This window comes from Pantoea sp. AN62 (assembly GCF_050432985.1).
Classification (GTDB): Bacteria; Pseudomonadota; Gammaproteobacteria; order Enterobacterales; family Enterobacteriaceae; genus Pantoea; species Pantoea brenneri.
The window spans coordinates 224,999-241,487 of sequence record NZ_JBNPYB010000001.1; the positions used below are offsets into that span (position 1 = coordinate 224,999).

Consider the following 16,489-nt stretch of genomic DNA (forward strand, 5'->3'; position numbering starts at 1 on the left):
ATGGCTACAATTTGTTAACAATGGCACAGATTGGCCTCGACCCACTACAGTGAAATATGCTGTGATTGGCGTTAATGACTGAATTATACTTCCGCGTCTTTAAGACTGTGTACAACACCGGGCTCTGCGCCACCGAACAGGATGCTGAAACGCGCCATGACAGGACATGCTTCCCCGATACTGACCTCGCTGCTCGATACGGACGCTTATAAGCTCCACATGCAGCAAGCCGTCTTCCACCGCTATCATGATGTCACGGTGGCGGCGGAGTTTCGCTGCCGCGGCGACGAACTACTGGGCCTCTACGCTGATGAGATTCGTGACGAGATTCGCGCAATGCAAACGCTGGCGCTGACCGATGACGAATATCACTGGTTATCCCGCCTGCCCTTCTTTCAGCAGGATTACCTCAACTGGCTGCGCGATTTTCGCTACAACCCCGATCAGGTTGAGGTACGTAATCACCATGGCAAACTTGAACTGCGTATTCAGGGACCGTGGCGCGAAGTGATTTTGTGGGAGGTGCCGCTGCTGGCGCTGATCAGTGAAGTGGTGCATCGTCACCGCACCCCTGAGGTCACCACTCAGCAGGCGGTCGATCATCTGCAGCAGAAACTTGCCGACTTTACTCACCAGGTGGCCGATCTGGATATGTCACGCTTCCACCTGATGGATTTCGGCACCCGCCGTCGCTACTCGCAGGATGTACAGCAGGCGATAGTGGCGACGCTGAAACAGGATTTCCCGTGGCTGATCGGCACCAGCAACTACGATCTGGCGCGGCGCCTGACGCTGACGCCGGTCGGTACGCAGGCGCACGAGTGGTTCCAGGCGTTCCAGCAGATCAGCCCGGTACTGGCCAACAGCCAGCGCGCCGCGCTGCAGGCGTGGCTGGATGAATATGATGATCAGCTCGGCATCGCCCTGACCGACTGTATCGCTATGGATGCCTTCCTGCGTGATTTCGGTCCGGTGTTTGCCCGACGCTATCAGGGGCTGCGCCACGACTCCGGCGATCCGGTCGAATGGGGCGAGAAAGCCCTCGCCCACTATCAGAAGCTGGGTATCGACCCGCAAAGCAAAACGCTGGTCTTTTCCGACAATCTCAACCTCGACAAAGCGCTGGCGCTCTATCGCCACTTCGGTCAGCGTACCCGGGTCATTTTCGGCATTGGTACCCGCCTGACCTGTGATATCCCGGGCGTCACGCCACTGAATATTGTGATTAAGCTGGTGCAGTGCAACGGCAAACCGGTGGCGAAACTGTCCGACAGTCCGGGCAAAACCATTTGCCAGGATAAAGCCTTTGTCCGGGCTCTGCGTAAAGCCTTTGATCTGCCGCTGGTGAAAAAAGCGAGTTAAGCCACTTCTTATCGGGGCGTTGATGCGCCCCGCTTCTGCTGTAATAAATCGTCCATTCCGCCGGATTTTGCTTGTTTCCTGAAGACTCACAAGTAACATAGCAAAACCCCCGGTTCGGGGACCTTTTTACTCACTTCTTCTATATAGAGAGATATTTATGAGCGTTGTGCCTGTAGCGGACGTACTGCACGGTCGCGTCGCGGTTGACAGTGAAGTCACCGTACGTGGTTGGGTGCGTACCCGAAGAGATTCAAAAGCCGGTCTTTCCTTCATCGCCGTATATGACGGCTCCTGCTTTAATCCCGTTCAGGCAGTCGTCAATAATTCTCTGAATAATTATCAGGATGAAGTATTGCGTCTGACCACCGGCTGTTCCGTGATTGTCACCGGCACCGTGGTGGCCTCGCCCGGTCAGGGCCAGGCTTTTGAGATTCAGGCAACCCGTCTTGAGGTTGTTGGCTGGGTGGAAGATCCTGACAGCTACCCGATGGCGGCGAAACGTCACAGCATTGAGTATCTGCGTGAAGTGGCTCACCTGCGTCCACGTACCAATCTGATCGGTGCCGTCGCCCGCGTTCGTCATACTCTGGCGCAGGCGCTGCATCGCTTTTTCCATGAAAATGGTTATTTCTGGGTCTCCACCCCGCTGATTACCGCCTCGGATACTGAAGGTGCCGGTGAGATGTTCCGCGTCTCAACGCTGGATCTTGAAAACCTGCCGCGCAACGATCAGGGCAAAGTCGATTTCAGCGAAGATTTCTTTGGCAAGGAAGCGTTCCTGACCGTTTCTGGTCAGCTGAACGGCGAAACCTATGCCAGCGCCCTGTCAAAGATTTATACCTTTGGCCCGACCTTCCGCGCAGAAAACTCTAACACCAGCCGCCATCTGGCGGAGTTCTGGATGCTGGAGCCGGAAATCGCCTTCGCGTCGCTGGATGATGCAGCTGCGCTGGCGGAGGCGATGCTGAAGTATGTGTTCAACGCGGTGCTGGAAGAGCGTGCTGATGATATGGCGTTCTTTGCTGAGCGCGTTGATAAAGAAGCGGTTGAGCGCCTGCAGCGTTTCATCACTACCGACTTCGCCCAGGTCGACTACACCGACGCGGTTGAGATTCTGATCAACTGCGGTCAGAGCTTTGAGAATCCGGTGTCATGGGGTATCGATCTCTCCTCTGAGCATGAACGTTATCTGGCCGAGAAGCATTTTAAAGCGCCGGTGGTGGTGAAAAACTACCCGAAAGACATTAAAGCGTTTTATATGCGTCTGAACGACGACGGTAAAACCGTGGCGGCGATGGACGTACTGGCACCGGGCATCGGTGAAATTATCGGTGGTTCGCAGCGTGAAGAGCGTCTGGATGTTCTTGATGCACGCCTACAGGAAATGGGTCTGAATAAAGAAGATTACTGGTGGTATCGTGACCTGCGTCGCTACGGTACCGTGCCACATTCTGGCTTTGGATTAGGTTTCGAACGTTTAATCGCCTATGTCACCGGCGTACAAAATGTAAGGGACGTTATCCCCTTCCCACGTACTCCACGTAATGCGAGCTTCTAACTTTCTGCATTAATTATAAGAAATTCATATATATAAAGAGGTCGGCACTGCCGGCCTTTTTTTATTTTTGTAAATTTTGAGTTCTCTCACAAAGTTCCGTGTTTTTTACATTTTGTAATACATATTTTCCTTTTGAAACCAGATTACGAGTTTCGTAGCATTTTCGAGGTAGAATTAAGGCTGGGGGGATGGAAAGATGCGTGCAGACACAGGAAGACACCAAACTTCTTTCAAGGTTCCCGTAAAGGTTTCTTGACGGCAGTGGCAGGTGTACAAATAACTCCAACGAGGGTAATGAATAATGATGAAGCGCAATATTCTTGCAGTGGTTATCCCTGCTCTGTTAGCCGCAGGCGCAGCAAACGCAGCCGAAATTTATAATAAAGACGGCAACAAACTGGACCTGTACGGTAAAGCCGTTGGCCTGCACTACTTCTCTGATAACGACGGCAACGATGGCGACAATACTTACGTTCGCTTCGGCTTCAAGGGTGAAACTCAGATTAACGACCAGCTGACCGGTTACGGCCAGTGGGAATACAACGTTCAGGCTAACAATTCTGAAGGCGATGATGCGCAAGACGGTAACAGAACCCGTCTGGGCTTTGCCGGTCTGAAATTCGGTGATGCTGGCTCAATCGACTACGGCCGTAACTACGGTGTGGTTTACGATGCAATCGGCTGGACCGATATGCTGCCAGAGTTCGGTGGCGACTCAGGCTACTCAGATAACTTCATGAACGGTCGTAGCACCGGCCTGCTGACCTACCGCAACACTAACTTCTTTGGTCTGGTAGATGGCTGGGATTTCGCCGTTCAGTATCAGGGCAAAAACGAGCGTGATGAAATTCGTCGTTCGAACGGCGACGGCTGGGGTCTGTCAACTTCTTACGTCTCACCAATCGGTGTAGGTGTTGTGGGTGCCTATAGCAGCAGCGACCGTACCGATGCACAGGCCGCTGGCGTTGCAGCTAACGGTACTGTTGTAGGTCAGGGTAAACGCGCTGAAAACTGGGCAACCGGTCTGAAGTATGATGCAAACAATGTCTACCTGGCGGCTTACTACGGTGAAACCCGTAACTCAACGCCGTTCACGCTGACAACTGGTGCGGGCACCGATACCACTGCTTTCGCCAACAAAGCACAGAACATTGAACTGGTTGCACAGTATCAGTTCGACTTCGGTCTGCGTCCATCTATCGCCTACGTTCAGTCTAAAGGCAAAGATATCGAAGGCGTGGGCGATGCTGACCTGATCAAATACATTGATATCGGCGCAACCTACTACTTCAACAAAAACATGTCTACCTATGTGGACTATCAGATCAACCAGCTGGATGACGACAACCGTCTGGGTCTGAACACTGATGATACTGTAGCGGTTGGCCTGGTTTACCAGTTCTAATCTCGCTGTCAGAAGATGTTTAAAGACGGGGCCATCGGCCCCGTTTTTTTATGTCTGTTATCCGGTGATAACCTCTTTCTTCCGCTCCTTTCCTCATTGGTGCTCCACTGATTGCGGTCAGAGCGGAAGCAGGCGCGCAAAATGTATCAATAAGTCTCGCAAACGGTTGGCTTTTGCCTGGCCTGACGCTAACCTGAGAGCTCATTTTGCTAACGTTCCCGCTACTGGACCTGACTCATGTTTGAATCGATCTCTGCTGCACCCGCCGATCCCATTCTTGGGCTGGCCGATCTGTTTCGCGCTGACGACCGCCCTAACAAAATTAACCTGGGTATCGGCGTCTATAAAGACGAAACCGGCAAGACCCCGGTGCTGACCAGCGTTAAGAAAGCCGAACAGTACCTGCTGGAAAACGAAACCACCAAAAACTATCTCAGCATTGATGGTCTGGCTGATTTTGCACGCTGTACCCAGGCGCTGTTGTTTGGCAACCAGAGCACGCTGATTACCGCCGGTCGTGCGCGGACAGCACAAACCCCGGGCGGTACTGGTGCGCTGCGCGTTGCGGCGGATTTCCTTGCCACTCAGACCAGCGTGAAACGGGTATGGGTCAGCAATCCCAGCTGGCCGAACCACAAAAATGTGTTCAATGCTGCCGGTCTTGAGGTGTGTGAATATCAGTATTACGATGCGGAAAATCACACGCTCGATTTTGAAGGCCTGCTGGCGTCGCTGAAACAGGTACAGGCGGGCGACGTGGTGCTGTTCCACGGCTGCTGCCATAATCCAACCGGTATCGATCCAACGGCCGAACAGTGGCAGCAACTGGCGCAGCTGTCGCAGGCTGGCGGCTGGTTACCGTTGTTTGACTTTGCCTATCAGGGCTTCGCCCGTGGCCTTGAGGAAGATGCTGAAGGACTGCGTATTTTTGCCGCGTCGCATCAGGAACTGATTGTCGCCAGCTCTTATTCTAAGAACTTTGGTTTGTATAACGAGCGCGTCGGGGCGATTACGCTGGTGGCCGCTGATGCCAACGTGGCCGATACTGCCTTCAGTCAGGTGAAATACACTATCCGCGCCAACTATTCCAATCCGCCAGCTCACGGTGCGGCCGTGGTTGCCACCATCCTCGGTAATGATGCACTGCGTACCATCTGGGAGCAGGAGCTGTCAGACATGCGCCAGCGTATCCAGCGTATGCGCCAGCTGTTCGTCAATACCCTGGCAGAGAAAGGTGCGCAGCGTGACTTCAGCTTCATCATCCGGCAGAACGGGATGTTCTCATTTAGCGGCCTGACTAAAGATCAGGTAATTCGTCTGCGCGAAGAGTTTGCGGTCTATGCGGTTAATTCAGGACGGGTAAACGTTGCGGGCATGACGCCAGACAATATGTCGGCGCTGTGTGAGGCGATTGTCGCGGTGCTGTAATCGTGATGAAAAAATGGGCCAGCCGGCCCATTTTTTATTGCAGAAAAGGATTGCTGATCCGTTCACGCCCCAGCGTTGAAATCGGACCGTGTCCCGGCACGAAAGTCACATCATCGCCCAGCGGCAGTAATTTTGTCCGGATGGCATCAATTAGCTGCTGATGATCGCCCTGCGGGAAATCAGTGCGACCAACACCGCCGTTGAAAATCACATCACCTGAGATCAGTAAGCGTCCCAGACGATCAAAGAACACCACATGACCGGGCGAATGGCCCGGACAGTGCAATACTTCCAGCGAGACTAACCCTACCTGTACGCTGTCACCCTCTTCCAGCCAGCGATCCGGCGTGAAAGGCGCACACTCTTCCAGCCCGAACATTCGGCTCTGCGTCGGAAGCGCTTCCAGCCAGAAGGCATCGCGTTTCTGCGGTCCGACGATGGGCACCTGATAAAACGCCGCGAGTTCGACCGCTGCCCCGACATGATCGAGATGTCCATGGGTGAGCAGAATCTGCGCGGGTTTCAGTTTGTGTTGTTCCAGCGTTTGTTTGATACGTTCGGCATCACCGCCCGGATCGACCAGCGCCGACTCCCCGGTGGTATTGCACCAGATAACCGAGCAGTTCTGAGCAAAGGCTGTAACAGGAATAATATGGTAATTCATAACGCTCCATGACCGGCTCACGCAGCGTTGCCGGCGTCGTTACCAGTGCCTGATCGGCCCGGTATCAATGTGCACAAAGTTGCTGCGAGGATAATATCCTACACCACCCGCGCGCAGAGATAACGCCGCTTTGCGTACATTGGCTAAGGTCACGCCTTCAATGTGAAAATCCATCGCCTGACCTTTGGTGTGGTAGCTGTGTTTCGCCACGCCAGGCCCGCTTTCACGCAACATATTATTAGTAGCCAGTGAGCGATAACCGGAAACCAATTGTACTGGCTTACGGGTTTCCAGCAGCGCCTGCAGACGGAAAATCTGGTCGAACAGATGGGGGTCGATGCTTTTCACTTTATTGGCGCGATAGTCACGGAAAAAATGATTTAAACGTGATAACTCATCCCTGTCGTAACTCTTACCATTAAAAAATTCAGTTTTAAGGGTTTCACCCGTGTGAAGGTTGTTAAGTGTTAATACCCGCGGGCGAGAAGTTGAAAGTGAAGCCCTTGCAGAAGCTGGCAATAATGCCAGTCCGGCGGCAGCACTTCCGCAAAGCAGTAGCTTGCGACGAAAAGAATCAATAGTAGACATTAACCGTATTACCTGAGAGTGAAGCCATAGAAATGTGCAAAAAGCGCACAGGCCGAACCATAACTTTCTCTCACAGAGGCGTCAACCCATCCCGGGTGGCTTTGTGCGGCGATCCCGGGCGGGATCGCCTTTTGATGAAGAATTTTGCTTACGGCGGCAGACGGCTAACGATTGAAAATCAATCACTAGAGCAGCAATTGCTCAGCCCGCTTTAACGCCTGGCTGCCTGAACGTGCCGTGTCATCATAATTGTAAATATCTGTTCGGAACTGTGGTTTGCCGTCGTCAGCGACCCAGGCGGTAAGATAATAGAGGTTGACCGGAATACGATGGCGAATCGGCACATAGCGGGTATCGCCCTCTTTCAGCGTGCTGGAGATACGGGAATCATTCCAGCCTGCATCCTGTAGCAACAGTCCGGCCAGTTCAGAGGCCTTGTTCACCCGCACACAGCCTGAGCTAAGCGCACGGATATCGCGCTGGAACAGGTTATGATTCGGCGTGTCATGCAGATAGATAGCATCCGAACTCGGCATGTTGAATTTGTAGCGTCCCAGCGCGTTCATCTGACCTGGGGCCTGACGCAGGCGATACGGGAACGAGGAAGCGGACACCATGCTCCAGTCAATCATGCTGGGGTCAATCACCTCGGCATCCTCACTCCAGCCTGACAGCAGGGTATAGCCATGTTTGTAGAGGTAGCCAGGATCCTGTTTGACCTTCGGAATAATATCTTTGCGCACCAGCGTGGTCGGCACGTTCCACGGTGGATTCAGCACCACGTTGTTGAGTGCGCTGCGCATCAGCGGCGTTTTACGGTCGGGACGCCCGACAATCACCCGTGATGACAAAATCTTGTTGCCGTTGTTGTAATAAATCAGTGAGTAGTTGGCGATGTTCACCATGATGCCGTTGTGCATATCATCCGGCAGCAGGCGCAGTCGCTGGATATTCAGCGCCAGCAGTGAGGCGCGCATCTGCGGTGACACGTTAAGCCACTGACGCGTTCTGGCGCCGATAGCGCCGTCACCGTCCAGCCCCTGCCACTGCTGAAAACGCTTCACCGCTGCCACCAGCGTATTGTCGTAAACATTCGCGCTACTATTCGCATCCAGCGTCAGGCTCTGCACGTTACCCGGCGACTGCGGCGATGAAACAGGCAGATCGGTGACCGGCGTAGCCGACGGACTGACCACCACCGGCTGATCGCTGTGGCTGACCGGTACTGTTGAAACCGGAACCGCGTCCTCATCCGGTGCCGGCGCAGTGGTCTGAGCGGTCAGCATCCCGCTACGCTGCAGGATTTCACGTAACGCTGGCACATCATCACTCACCTGTCCCGGACGCAGGGTTTCGCTCCCCTTCAGCTGCGGCCATGGGCGTTTGTCGCTGAGCAATGTTTTGAGCGCAGCGTGCATCGGGCGATATTGCGGGTGCTGAGGTTCCAGTGAGGTAATAAATGCGCTGTCTGAACCAGCATTGACGGCGTTCTGCCACTGATTCACCACTGACACCGACGGCTGGGCCAGCTTATACGGCACGTTGCTGTAGAGCCAGGTTTCACCCTGGGTAGGCACGCTGGAGACAAACTGCAGATAGCCGAGCATCGCATCAGACAGCGTGACGTCACGGGCAAAGCCGGAAATCGCCGGATCGGTCAGACGTTCAACCCAGCGGGTAAACTGTGGCTGCACGCCAGAAAGCGCGGCTTCCGCCAGCTGCTGCTGAAATTTTTGCACCGCCTGGCGGTCCTGCCAGATCGGTTGCATGTGACGTGACGCATACAGCGTGGCCAGTGAAGGCAGATAGAATGGCTGATCGGCGCTGGAGAAGGCCTGCCGGATACGTTGCTGACTGTCGGTGACTGACGTCGCCCCCTGCGTGATCCCCGGCATAGCGGCAATCACAGCGGCCTGTGGCAGTGTAAATGGAACCACGGTTAGCGCCAGCGCTAACAATGAAACAACACGATGATGTTTAAACGTATTTGCCAGCAACATCCCTGCCCCCTTATCTGTTCAACTGCGCAGCGTTCCCTGAAACTACTGCGACCGGGCTGCTTACTCATAATGTTGAGTATACAAACAAAAACGGCATTTGCCTCACGCGACAAATGCCGTTACCAGATTAACCAATGGTTCTGTTTTTGACTACGTTTCAGCCTGCGATTTTTCACCGGCTAAATCGGGCAGAGAATCGCTCTCATCCTGACGTCGGGTCGGTGAGGGATCGGCAGCGAAACCGCGCAGGCCAACTACATGCACATGCTCAGTGTTGTTAAACACCTTACGCACCAGCTTGTAAGTGGTGCCTTTCTCCGGACTGATATTTTCCGGCGCGGCGATCACCAGCTGCATTTCCAGTCGTTCACACAGCTCAAACAGCGTGGCGATGGAGCGCGCATCGAGACGCGCCGCTTCATCAAGGAACAGTAACCGGCAGGGGGAAATGTCTTTACCGCGCAGGCGGCGCGACTCCTCTTCCCAGCTCTGTACCACCATCACCAGAATCGACATCCCGGTACCGATCGCTTCACCGGTTGACAGTGCGCCACTTTCTGCACGCAGCCAGCCGTCTGATCCACGGTTAACTTCGACTTCCATCTCAAGATAATTGCGGTAGTCCAGCAGCTCCTCACCAATGGTCTGCGGCGTGCGCTGTCCCATATCGATGTGCGGATTGAGGCGCTGATAAAGCTTCGCCAGCGCCTCTGAGAAGGTCAGACGATTGCTGTTAAACAGATCCTGGTGCTGCTCATGCTCTTCCGACAGCGTATCCAGCAGCATCGCATGCGTCTCCCGCACGTTGACGTTGAGTCGCACGCTGCGCACCTGACCAAAGCTCACGGTTTGCAGGCCCTGGTTCAGCTGGCGGATACGGTTCTGCTCACGCTGAATGGTTTTGCGGATAATGTTAGCGGCACTGCGCGAACTGATAGCCAGCGTCTGCTCACGCGCGGTCAGCTCTTCCGTCAGGCGATTCAGCTCAATTTCCATCTGCTCAATCGCTTCGACCGGATCGTCGGTGCGAATAATATCCTGACGAATACGCTCGCGCAGATGCTGGTAAACCGCAATAAAGAACTGAATCTTCCGTTCCGGACGTTTCGGATCTTCCGACAGACGCAGCACGTCACGCAGATGTTCGTTGTCGGCTACCGCCAGACGCAGCGCACCCAATGCCTTATCCGACATAGAACGCAGCTCGTCGCCGCTCAGGTAAGCCAGTTCACGACGATGCAGGCGACGTTCGACACCATTCTCTTTCACCAGCCGCAGCACCGTACACCAGCCCGCCTTGGCGCTGACCACCTGTTCGCGCACCTGATGATAGTTACGTTCCAGCTGGCGCAGTCGCTTCTGCAGGTTTTCCATTTCCGCTTCACAGAAGGTCAGCTGTTTCTCCAGCTGATTACGCCGCGCACGGTTATGGCTCAGCGCCGTATAGAGTTCATCACGACGCACCCGCGCCCGTGCTTCGGCGTTGGCATCAGCGTGAACGCCGATATCCTGCATCTCCTGATGCAACTCTTTCAGCATGTCGCGTTTGGCGTCGTAGGCACTTTTCAGCGAGGCCAGCACCTGGGCGTATTGTGTCAGCTGCGCCTGATGCTCGCGCAGACGTTCACGGCTGCGACTCCGCTCCGCCTCCGCCTGCTCCAGCCGCTGACGCAGTTTGTCGCTGAGATCGTTGTTGCCGTTAAGCATGCTCGACGAATCGTCATAGCCAAAGTGCGCACGACGCTGCACCACTTCCGTCAGGGCAAAAGCCTGCTGGCGGGCGTTGCGCTGCTGTTGCTGCGCCTGCTGATAATCGGCCTGCAGCTGTTCATGCTGTTCCGGATCGCTCTGCAGTACGGCGATAATCGGTTCGAGTTTCGCCAGTTTCGCGCCATGCTGATGCAGGAAGCGTGCTGCATCCTGCGCTTCCTCAACCTGCTCGCGGATCTCTTCGCAGCGATCGGCCAGCGTCTCATCCAGCAGCAGATTGACGCGCGGCAGCAGCCGGTTGAGCTGCGCTACGCCCTCTTTCGCCAGTTCATATTGCTGACGCTGCTGCTGATTATTGCTCTCGTGCTGATTAAGCGCCCGCTCCAGCTCGCCGCGGCGCGCGCCCAACTGACGAATCTGGGCTTCCGGATCGGCATCAAACGCCACCGCGAGATGACTACCGATAAACCGGCTGAAGGACTGATGCAGACGCTGGGTTTTCTGTACGTCGAATGACAACGTGGCATAGCGCTCAGCCAGACGATCGCGTTCGCTGTGCAGCAGTTCAAGCTGATTCTCACGTGCGGCACGACCAAACAGCGGTATTTTCGGGAAACGCGAATAGCGCCACTGACGCTCCGCGACTTTTACCACCACCGCATTCTGCAGCTCATCGACGCTGAATACGCTGTCATCGAAAGATTGCGGATCGCCCTCGATCAGGTAGAGATCTTCCGGGCACTCTTCCAGTCCGTCGAGCTGCTCGCGCACCAGCGACAGATCGGGTACCACAATCGCGTGACGCGACGGACCGTACAACGCCGAGAAGTAAGGCGCGTCATCCAGCGTGACATCATCATAAATTTCGGACAGCAAGACGCCGCCGAAGCGTTCGGCCAGTTGGTTCAGGCGCGCATCTTCGGCACCGCCAGGCTGGCTGAGACGTTCAATCTGCTGCTCGATATCGCGTTTACGCGCCGCCACTTCGTCACGTTCAACGGTGGTTTCACGTTCCCGCTCCAGCAGCTGCTGCATATATTCGGTCACGTCCTGACTGCTGGTCAGCGCCTGGCCGGTCTGCTCACTAAGCTGCGTCAGGATTTCCTGCGCCGCCAGCCAGTGCGGTGCCCGGGCCGTTAGCGTGGCAATCCGTTCGCGCAGCTGTTCCAGCTCCTGGCGCATCATCATGCGCTGCTCACCCGCGTCCGCGACGCTGCTGTTCAGCTGCTCAATCTGTGCTTCAAGTTCGCGCTGCAAACCTTCCAGCGCATCGGCTTCATAGTGCTGTCCCTGGCGCTTACAGAACTCCGCCAGCAAGCGCTCAGCCTCATGCTGCTCGCGCAGACGCTGTTCCAGCTCGTTGAGCCGCAGACGCAGCGAAGAGAGCTGCTCAGCGTGATGCCGCTGATTGCTGGCGTCGCGCAGCAATGCCCGGCCGGTCTGCCACGCATCCTGACGGGTAACATCACCGGCAATGCTGGTCACCAGCGCCAGCGCCTGTTCAAACTGGCTGTGCGCCGCCTCGGCCACGCTCAGCTTTTGCTCGAGGTTCAGTAACCGCTCGGTCGCCTCCTCCTCTTTGGCCTGGAAGCTGGCCTGCCATTCTGCGGCGTTGTCGATGGTTAAATCAGGCAACTGACAGAGTGAACGGGCGCGTTCCAGTGCCTGCAGCGCCTGCTGATACTGGATGGCGCGGGTTTGCTGAACGTCAAGCGCCTGCTGGAAGTCGGCCAGCTGGCTTTTCAGCTCATCCACTTCCAGTTCGGCCGCTTCGGCCCGCGCTTCATTCTCTTCCTGAATCTCGCGGGCTTCCGCCACCACTTCGCTCTGCTCTTCCAGCCGCAGCGTCAGGTCTTCGATATCGGCGTCGTAGCGCTCAATCTTTTCCTGCTGGCGCATCGCGGTCTGCACCAGATTAAGGTGATCGCTGGCCGCCTGATAATCCACTTCGAGGTCGTTTTCCGCCCCGCTGTGCTCGGCCAGTTCGCGCGCCATTTCGACGTGACGATACTGTTCAGAGGCGAGCTGGCTGCGGCTGCTGAACAGCTCATTACGCAGCTGTAATGCACTGTCGAGGTGCACCCGGCGCTCGTTGGCGTGACGCATATAGTCGGCAGAGACGTAGCTGGTTGCTTCCGAAATCAGATGCTTAAACAGGTCGCGGTCCGACTGAGTAACGCGAATCGCTTCCAGCGTCATGCGGTTCTCGCGCAGCGCCGCTTCCATGTCCTGGAAGGCTTTACGCACGCCGCTGTTTTCCGGCAGCAGGTAATCACGCAGTGAGCGGGTAATCGCGCTGGAGATACCGCCGTAAAGCGAGGCTTCAATCAGGCGGTAAAACTTACTGCGATCGCTGGCAGAACGCAGACGACGCGGCACCACACCCAGATCAAACAGCATGGCGTGATAATCGGTAATCGAGCTGTAGGCGCGGAACTGAACGCCTTCCTGCGCCTCAACGCGTTCTTTAACTTCGTTAAGCGGCAGTACGCGCGCCTGACGGCTGTTAAGGATCTCCGTCAGCATATCCGTCGGGTTGGTGTCGGTCGGCAGGCCATGAATACTGAACGGCTTGATGTCGACCTTTTTATCCCGACCCGCGATTTGCTGCAGACGGACGCCCACCACCACCCGCTGATGGCGGGAGTTCACCACGTCGAGCATCGAGTAGCAGACGCCGGCGCGCAGTTTACCGTGCAGGCCCTTATCGCGTGAACCTGAGGTCGCTCCCGCTTCGGTGGTGTTCCGGAAGTGCAACAGCGTCAAATCGGGGATCAGCGCGGTAACAAACGCGGCCATGGTGGTGGATTTCCCCGCACCGTTACCGCCTGACAGGGTGGTGACTAATTCATCGAGATCAAACGTGCGGGCAAAGAAGCCGTTCCAGTTGATCAGCGTAAGCGACCGAAATTTTCCGCGCTCAATCATGCCTGTTGTTCCTCTGCGTTCTCACTCGCATCGCTTTCCTGTTCCTCGCCTTCATCGGCGTCAACCGCAGCCGTGGCGTTCTCCAGCAGCATCGCCTCGCCATCACGGATCAGCCGCAGTTGCGCTTCGCGGGCATCATCACCGCTACGCACATCAGCGCCAAAGCGGAACACCGATTCGGTGATACGGAATTTGCTGCTGTCGTTACCGAAAAACCACACCATACCGAGGCGGCGCAGACGGCTCAGCGACGCGCGGACTTTTTCCTGCAGTTTGGTGCGATCGAGATCCGAGCCGGTTGAACGCTGGTTAACCAGCTTCAGCAACTTGCTCTCATCGGCCAGCGACAGCAGTTCGTCATACAGCTCCTGCTGGGTGAAGATGCCTTCATTCGCCAGCCGTTCCGGGCTGAGGTAGAGATAGCAGAGAATTTTTCCGACCATCATGTCTAACTCAGACAGCACCGAGCGCGGGATCAGCGTGGTTGAACGCGGACGAAGATAGAAAAAACCTTCCGGCGCACGAATCAATTCAACGTTGTAGCGGCTGTAAAACTCTTCGAGAAATGCCTGGTAATCCATCAGAAAAGCGTGATTGTCCAGCTCTTCAATACCGATATGTCGTCCGGCGCGCAACTGGCTGTCGAGCGCGGGAAAGATCGGATTTGCCAGTGCCTGTGCCAGCTTAACCGGCATCACTTGTTCAATATTTGTCGATGACATGTGCCTGCACCTTGGCTCCGTAATCATTGATGGCTTGCCATTCCACAGGCAAACCGGCTAAATCAGCTTCCGCTACGCCAAGGCGTACCGCCTGGTCGACCACAATCCGCGCCAGGTCAAAATGACGGGCGCGGGGGTACTGAGCCAGGTAGTCACGCATCACTGACGCGAGGTTGAGCGGTTTTTGTTGCGTTTTGTAGATCTGCAGCGCCTCTTCAATCATCGCTGCCAGCTGTTCGCGAATTTCGTTGAACTCTTCGTACTCCATCTCGGCCGGCAGTTCGCCCATCACTTCGTCATTACGCAGCGTCAGCTCTTCATCGCGCATGTCATACAGGCGATCGGCGTTGGCATAGGTCAGCGCCCACGGCGCATCGAAGTAGTTCTGCACCGAAACCCGCAGACGCTGGGCAAAGACGCGGTTTTTGTCCATGTCGATGGCGGTACGAATAAATTTGTGTACGTGGCGGTCGTAGCCGATCCACAGGTCGATCGCCTGCTGGCCCCAACTGGTAATGCGGTCAAGTTTGCTTTGCAGGTCAAACACCAGCTTATCGACGAAGCCCAGATCCGGGCTGTTCAGCGTCGCATCCTGAATCCGCAGCAGGTTCTCCTGCAGCTTGTCGCCTGCCGCTTCCAGCGTATCCTGCAGTTCACGCAGCGTACCGGAGGTTTCCGACAGCAGCATTTCACAGCTGGAGATCGCCGCGCGCCAGTCTTTATTCAGCAGTTCAGCGATATCGTTTTTCACCGCCTGCTGCTGTTCATCCATCAGACGCTGGGTCATGTCGATGCTGTCAAATATCTCAGCCACCGAGTATTTCAGCGGCGCGAAGACATTGCGATGCCAGTGAAACTCATCCCCGTTTTCCTGCGCAGCATCGGCTGCCCGCTTAAGCTCATTGGCTACGATGGAGAGCTGCATCGACAGGCGTAAGGTCGAAAACTCACGCTGACGGATGTAGTAATCGGTAATGCCGATCGCCAGCGGGGTCAGACGATAGATGGCATTGCCTTCGGTCAGTTCGCTGGTAAAGCGGTTAAGCAGGCGCTGTCGCACCATGTCGTTGATGGCGTTGTTGGCGCGAACCAACACGGTTTCATGGGTTTGTTCGAAAGCCTTACTGACGTGACGGAAAGCATCAATCAGATCGCCTTCACTCATTTCGCCATCCATCCGCTCACCGTTGAGGGTGGCGATAGCCAGCAAAAAGGCCAGACGTTCTACTGGCAGCGCAAGAGAGAAGTCATTCTTGCGCGCCCAGGATACCAGTTCAGGTACCGTCTGGGAAAATTCACTCATAATTCGTCCTTCTGCCCGGGTTTGCGCGCAGTTACATGGATATAGCGCCCTAAGCTCAAAAAGGGTTCCTGACAGCAGTAACGCCGCTCCATCTCAATAATTTCTTCGTCGCTTTTAGGCTCGCCTTTCGGCGGCTTCATATAATCACTGAACACCCGGATCCCGGCGCGTTGCTCAATGACGAAACCGCACGCTTCCAGCCAGCGGTAGACCTGATCGGGATCGCGCGGATAGTCAGGCGACAGCGTACGCTTTTTACGTTTGGTCAGATTGGTCCGCAGATAACCGAAGTTGCCGAGCGTTAAGGTGCGAAGCGTCAGGCCGTGCAGGTTATAAAACATCAGCGACATCACGCCGCCCGGACGCAACAGATCAAACAACGCCTTCAGCACTTTTTCCGGTTCCGCGACCCATTCAAGCACAGCGTGAAACAATACCAGATCCACCGGCTTATCCAAATGTTCGCCCACCTGCTGTGCGCTAATTTGTTTGAATTGCATGTTGTGGCTCACACCCTGCGCTGCGGCATTTTCCTCGGCCCGGCGCAACATCTCACCGGAGAGATCACACAGCAAAACCTGGTGACCGCGCGCGGCCAGCCCGCTGGAGACCTGGCCAACCCCGCCGCCCGCATCGAGAACCGACAGCGGATGCGGTGACAGTCCGGGCAGAATGGTTTCCAGCTCATCCCACAGGATCGCCTGGCGCACTCGCCCTTTGGTGGTGCCGTATATATTTTGCGAAAATTTATCCGCGAGATCGTCAAAGTTACGATCCTGCATGGCATGCGCTCCGGTATGCTGCGGTGAGACTTGTGCTAT

11 protein-coding genes are annotated in these 16,489 nt (G+C 55.6%); 4 read left to right on the forward strand and 7 right to left on the reverse strand.

What is annotated here, in order from left to right:
* The first annotated feature begins 156 nt into the window (after positions 1 to 156).
* The 4 genes from pncB (at position 157) to FHW04_RS01190 (ending at position 5,753) form a co-directional block, all read left to right on the forward strand.
* Positions 157 to 1,362 carry a nicotinate phosphoribosyltransferase gene (pncB, locus tag FHW04_RS01175; RefSeq protein ID WP_031376621.1) on the forward strand — a complete coding sequence of 402 codons (1,206 nt, stop codon included), beginning with the start codon at positions 157 to 159 and terminating at the stop codon, positions 1,360 to 1,362.
* A gap of 157 nt (positions 1,363 to 1,519) precedes the next feature.
* Positions 1,520 to 2,920, forward strand: coding sequence for an asparagine--tRNA ligase (gene asnS, locus FHW04_RS01180; RefSeq protein WP_031376622.1), 1,401 nt, complete (start codon positions 1,520 to 1,522; stop codon positions 2,918 to 2,920).
* 301 nt (positions 2,921 to 3,221) lie between these two features.
* A complete protein-coding gene (ompF, locus tag FHW04_RS01185) occupies positions 3,222 to 4,325 on the forward strand; it encodes a porin OmpF (RefSeq protein WP_089561086.1) in 1,104 nt (367 codons plus the stop codon).
* A gap of 237 nt (positions 4,326 to 4,562) precedes the next feature.
* On the forward strand, positions 4,563 to 5,753 hold the full coding sequence (locus tag FHW04_RS01190) for an amino acid aminotransferase (RefSeq protein WP_031376624.1): 1,191 nt from the start codon (positions 4,563 to 4,565) through the stop codon (positions 5,751 to 5,753).
* A 34-nt stretch (positions 5,754 to 5,787) separates the two neighbouring features.
* On the opposite strand, the gene FHW04_RS01195 is transcribed toward FHW04_RS01190, so the two are convergent.
* From FHW04_RS01195 to cmoM, 7 genes are all read right to left on the reverse strand, one after another.
* Complete coding sequence (locus tag FHW04_RS01195; RefSeq protein WP_089561087.1) at positions 5,788 to 6,417, reverse strand: MBL fold metallo-hydrolase; 630 nt, start codon at positions 6,415 to 6,417, stop codon at positions 5,788 to 5,790.
* Positions 6,418 to 6,456: 39 nt separating this feature from the next.
* The gene (locus FHW04_RS01200; RefSeq protein ID WP_069728110.1) at positions 6,457 to 7,005 is read right to left on the reverse strand and encodes a YcbK family protein; all 549 of its coding nucleotides are present in this window, start codon (positions 7,003 to 7,005) and stop codon (positions 6,457 to 6,459) included.
* Between the two features lie 185 nt (positions 7,006 to 7,190).
* Entirely contained in the window at positions 7,191 to 9,005 is a 1,815-nt protein-coding gene (gene ldtD, locus FHW04_RS01205) for a L,D-transpeptidase (RefSeq protein WP_089561088.1), read from the reverse strand.
* Between the two features lie 150 nt (positions 9,006 to 9,155).
* Complete coding sequence (gene mukB / locus FHW04_RS01210) at positions 9,156 to 13,643, reverse strand: chromosome partition protein MukB (protein WP_089561089.1); 4,488 nt, start codon at positions 13,641 to 13,643, stop codon at positions 9,156 to 9,158.
* Positions 13,640 to 14,365 carry a chromosome partition protein MukE gene (gene mukE / locus FHW04_RS01215; protein ID WP_031376629.1) on the reverse strand — a complete coding sequence of 242 codons (726 nt, stop codon included), beginning with the start codon at positions 14,363 to 14,365 and terminating at the stop codon, positions 13,640 to 13,642. The genes mukB and mukE overlap by 4 nt, the downstream gene beginning before the upstream one ends.
* Entirely contained in the window at positions 14,346 to 15,668 is a 1,323-nt protein-coding gene (gene mukF / locus FHW04_RS01220) for a chromosome partition protein MukF (protein ID WP_046288417.1), read from the reverse strand. Before mukF ends, mukE begins: the two co-directional genes overlap by 20 nt.
* Entirely contained in the window at positions 15,665 to 16,450 is a 786-nt protein-coding gene (cmoM, locus tag FHW04_RS01225) for a tRNA uridine 5-oxyacetic acid(34) methyltransferase CmoM (protein ID WP_089561090.1), read from the reverse strand. The genes mukF and cmoM overlap by 4 nt, the downstream gene beginning before the upstream one ends.
* Positions 16,451 to 16,489: the final 39 nt, after the last annotated feature.